Source organism: Moraxella nonliquefaciens (assembly GCF_001679005.1).
Taxonomy (GTDB): domain Bacteria; phylum Pseudomonadota; class Gammaproteobacteria; order Pseudomonadales; family Moraxellaceae; genus Moraxella; species Moraxella nonliquefaciens.
Window position 1 is genome coordinate 1 of record NZ_LXTW01000037.1, and the last position, 3,766, is coordinate 3,766.

Annotated in this window: 7 protein-coding genes; all 7 read left to right on the top strand. The window is 34.8% G+C overall.

What is annotated here, in order from left to right:
- The first annotated feature begins 239 nt into the window (after nucleotides 1-239).
- The 7 genes from A7456_RS10525 to A7456_RS10560 all read left to right on the top strand — a co-directional run bounded on the left by A7456_RS10525 (nucleotide 240) and on the right by A7456_RS10560 (nucleotide 3,482).
- Nucleotides 240-641, top strand: a complete 402-nt coding sequence (locus A7456_RS10525) for a hypothetical protein (RefSeq protein WP_067010462.1) — start codon at nucleotides 240-242, stop codon at nucleotides 639-641.
- 559 nt (nucleotides 642-1,200) lie between these two features.
- A complete protein-coding gene (locus A7456_RS11055) occupies nucleotides 1,201-1,338 on the top strand; it encodes a hypothetical protein (protein ID WP_197940287.1) in 138 nt (45 codons plus the stop codon).
- The gene (locus tag A7456_RS11805) at nucleotides 1,335-1,634 is read left to right on the top strand and encodes an Imm42 family immunity protein (RefSeq protein ID WP_227713276.1); all 300 of its coding nucleotides are present in this window, start codon (nucleotides 1,335-1,337) and stop codon (nucleotides 1,632-1,634) included. The genes A7456_RS11055 and A7456_RS11805 overlap by 4 nt, the downstream gene beginning before the upstream one ends.
- Before the next feature lie 252 nt (nucleotides 1,635-1,886).
- Nucleotides 1,887-2,348: a hypothetical protein gene (locus A7456_RS11640; RefSeq protein ID WP_197940353.1), complete on the top strand. Its 462-nt coding sequence runs from the start codon at nucleotides 1,887-1,889 to the stop codon at nucleotides 2,346-2,348.
- Complete coding sequence (locus A7456_RS11645) at nucleotides 2,338-2,547, top strand: hypothetical protein (RefSeq protein WP_067010473.1); 210 nt, start codon at nucleotides 2,338-2,340, stop codon at nucleotides 2,545-2,547. Before A7456_RS11640 ends, A7456_RS11645 begins: the two co-directional genes overlap by 11 nt.
- Nucleotides 2,532-2,966 (top strand): HNH endonuclease, encoded by a 435-nt coding sequence (locus A7456_RS11650; RefSeq protein ID WP_067010475.1) that lies wholly within the window; start codon nucleotides 2,532-2,534, stop codon nucleotides 2,964-2,966. Before A7456_RS11645 ends, A7456_RS11650 begins: the two co-directional genes overlap by 16 nt.
- Nucleotides 2,967-2,987: 21 nt before the next feature.
- Nucleotides 2,988-3,482, top strand: coding sequence for an SMI1/KNR4 family protein (locus A7456_RS10560; protein ID WP_067010478.1), 495 nt, complete (start codon nucleotides 2,988-2,990; stop codon nucleotides 3,480-3,482).
- Nucleotides 3,483-3,766: the final 284 nt, after the last annotated feature.

Here is a 3,766-nt window from a genome sequence, read left to right on the forward strand (position 1 = left end):
CTTACCCAAGAACAAAAAGATACCATCACCAGTATCATTACCCTAGGCACAGCCAGCATTGCTTATGGGGCAATGGGTGATATCAGTGTTGCGGTGAATGCTTCTGAGGTTGGGAAGGGGCGGTGGAGAATAATGATCAAAGTTTATTTAATCTTGGACAATTTACCAATTCCATAATCCAACCTATAGACTACAGCATGAATATGCATTGTGCAAGCCAAGGGAATTATGAGAAATGCATGAAGAAATTAAAAAGTACACCACCTGCTGTTTTTTCTGTAACTGCAGGTGGTGATTTGGCAATAGGTAAGGGTAAAGGTGCTAATTCATCCGCATATCTATCTTCTGATGAGGATGGTGTTTCTATTGGCTTAGGTAGAACCCAAACTAATGTAGTTGGATTTGGTGCAAGTCTAGGTGTTGGCTTTGATTACTATAAAGGCATGGACAACTATAAAGGCAAGTCTAAAACCGAAGAGCTTTGTAAAATTATTGTGTGTGTACGAACACATACAAATCCTGACACCAAAGAAAATATAGGTTGGGGTGTAAGCCCGTTATTAGAACCTGGCTCTGGTTTTACCCACTCTGAAGGAGAAACTGAATTGTATCATGATCCGGTGTTCTTAAAAAAGAGATAAAATATGAAAAAAGATATCTATTTAAGAAAAGTTGCAAATCAAACCGTGATATATCAAATAAGCACAATAGTTTGCTTTTTTGTTATCAGCATCGTCTTTCAAATGAATGAAGTAGCAATAATGTTGTTTATAACTATGTTTTTTGCTTATTCTTTTTATATCTTGGTTATTCTTGTTTTTCAAGAGAACTTATGTCCAAATTGCGGAGAACATTTCTTTAAGAAAAAAAATAGTTTTTCTAATTTGGGTTTTAGTTTTTATACAAAAAAATGTACAAATTGTGGTTACAAGCTAGACATAGATAAAAAGTAGATATGGCAATTTGGCAATGCAGAAAGTATCAGTACAGCAAAGCCAGCTACTGCTACCTCTCCAGCATAAGTTACACAACCAAGAGATCTACAAGAGCAAATAGCATGGAATTTAGTAAAGCAACATCCAAAATTGGGTGATAAATTGCTAAATATGAATTATGACAATCTACGTTCTGTAACTAAAGATACAAGATTTCCTAAAGATGCTGGATTTCAAAAAATGTAAGCAACCTTTGATAGAGAGGATGGCAGAACTATCACTATACATTATCAATATAACAGGCAAAGACCAAAACCCTGATCAACAATTAAAAGGTAACGATATACCGCAAGATGTAATCAAGCATTTTGGACTCAACCCTAAAAAGGTAAAGAAATTATGATTTTTGGAAATCCTGATACTTTTGCAATTTATGTTGATGAGGTTAAGCACTGGTTACTTGGTAAAGAAATTAATGGTATTGTTGGAATTTATATAAATGGTAAATTCTTTTTAACAAATTATGGTCTAATTTCATTTTATAGTGAGTTTGAAAGTATCATAGAGAAATTGGATGTTATACCATGTAATCAATATATTTTTGGTTTACTAGACATAGAAGTATTGAAATTTATGTTAATGGAGAGATATCCGAACTGGTGTGCTAATTCTGAAGATGAGTGGAAAAAAATTAGATAATTGGAATGAGATTGAAGAAAATTGTAAATTTGATTTAAGGTTAGAAAGTTTTTCTAAAGGTCATGTTGAGAGGTTTTATTTATTTGGAGTCAAATCTTTGGATAATAGTAAGGTTGATATTTTATATCAAAAATGATTTAAAGGATTTCTTTAATCTTTCCTCATTGGATGCTTCTAATATTTTATCTATTGTTATTGATTTTAGTGATTATGTCTTTATAATTGGTGAGCTAATAATATTTTTGGAAAATAATGGGGTTTTTGTGGGTCGGGATTCAAGACCTAAGACCCTTTTACGGCATCACCTCCGCCTTGCACGCTTCTAACTCAAATGGTATCATAGGGGATACAGTAAGAGCAGTAAGCCCAGAGCTTGCTTATCGTATCGGTCAAGAGTTTAAAGCACAAGACCAAGAAGTCACCATTCAGCACTTACTGGCTCATGCCATACTAGGTGCTGCGGTAAGTTATGCCACGGGTAACAACATCACAACTGGTGCTTTATCAGGAGCAAGTAGTGAAGTGGCTGCACCTGCCTTGGCTAATTACCTATATGACACCAAAGACCCAAGCGAACTTAACCAAGAACAAAAAGATACCATCGTCAGCATTCTAGACCTTGCCACAGTAACAACGGCTTATACAGCGACTGATGGCAATGTAGCCGATACGGTGAGTGGGAGCGAGACTGGCAAGGGGGGCGGTGGAGAATAATAATGGTGGTGCCACTAAAGCAGGCAAATTGTTCAAAAAGGTCTCAGATGAGACTTATGAAATAGCAAGAGATAGCATTATACCTAGAAATTCTGCTTTGGCGGGGAAATTACATTCAAAAATACAAGTACCTTTTGACAGTCAGGGATGCCCCGAATTTTCAGCTTATCTGTATGTAAAAAAATGGAAAAAAATATAGATGTTAACATAGGTGTTTTAACTGGTAATAGAGCACATGATGACGCACTAGCTAATGCAGCTGCTGGTTTTGATAAAACGCCTGATGGCTATACCTGGCATCATCATCAGGATTTAGGTAGAATGCAGTTGGTAGAAACAGAAATTCATAAGAAAACAGGACATACTGGCGGACACTCGATATATTCTAAGGCAATGGCAATTTCTGCTGGACTAATCACATCAATTAAAGAGGCTAGTGCTGATGATTATGCCGATTTTGTCTTTGACCTAATTACACCAATTGGTCTAATCTCCACCAAAATGGCAGATGGAACTCTTGATGGTTCTGCAAGAGCAAAAGGATTTAGAGACTACCAATCTTATTTGGATTTTCAAAAAAGATTGGAGGATTTAAAAAGAAATGGTAAATTTAAATAATCAAATTTGAAGAGCTAACAAATGAAAAGTTTTTTTAATTCAACAATGTTTCACAAACCCAATCCTTTTGGTTCATGCAATATGGATAAAATTGAGAGTTTTGAAAGAAAATTTTCAATAAAAATACCAGAAGATTATAAAGAGTATCTTCTTAATTTTAATGGGGCAAAACCTATTAATAAAATATGCCGTTTAAATAATGATGAAACGTCTATTCATCATATGTACGGATTGCACAACATTGAATACTGTTCAATAGATGTAAAAAACAGAGAGCTATTTTTTGCTGATGACAGTTTTGGTAATCTTTTCTTTATTGATTTAACACAAAAAGAAGAATATGGTTTTGTCTATTTTATGGATCATGAGACTGGTAAGACAACTTTCATAAACCAATCTTTTAACAAATTTATCACATCATTAATTGGTGAAGATGTATATATGAAAAACTTAAAACAAGAGTATCCAGATATATATGCAAGAATTCAGGAGTTTAAAGCAAATCCTCAGATATGATGTTGTAAAAATGAAGCACGGTAGGCTGGCTCTCGTACGAAAACCCAACATCCAAGCCTAATCCTTAACCCAACATAGAGCTGGCACACTCATCACAACCGACATCACCACTGATGATATCACCCAAAATAATCATATCAATGGTATTATTGGTGATAAGTTTGATAGGGATAAGGTGCAAAATGAGATTGACTTGCAGAGGGAAGCAACCTTTGCTTTTGGGTAAAATGCACCAAAGATGGTACAAAGTACTCAGACTATCGTGCTTTTAAACTCATTCAAAA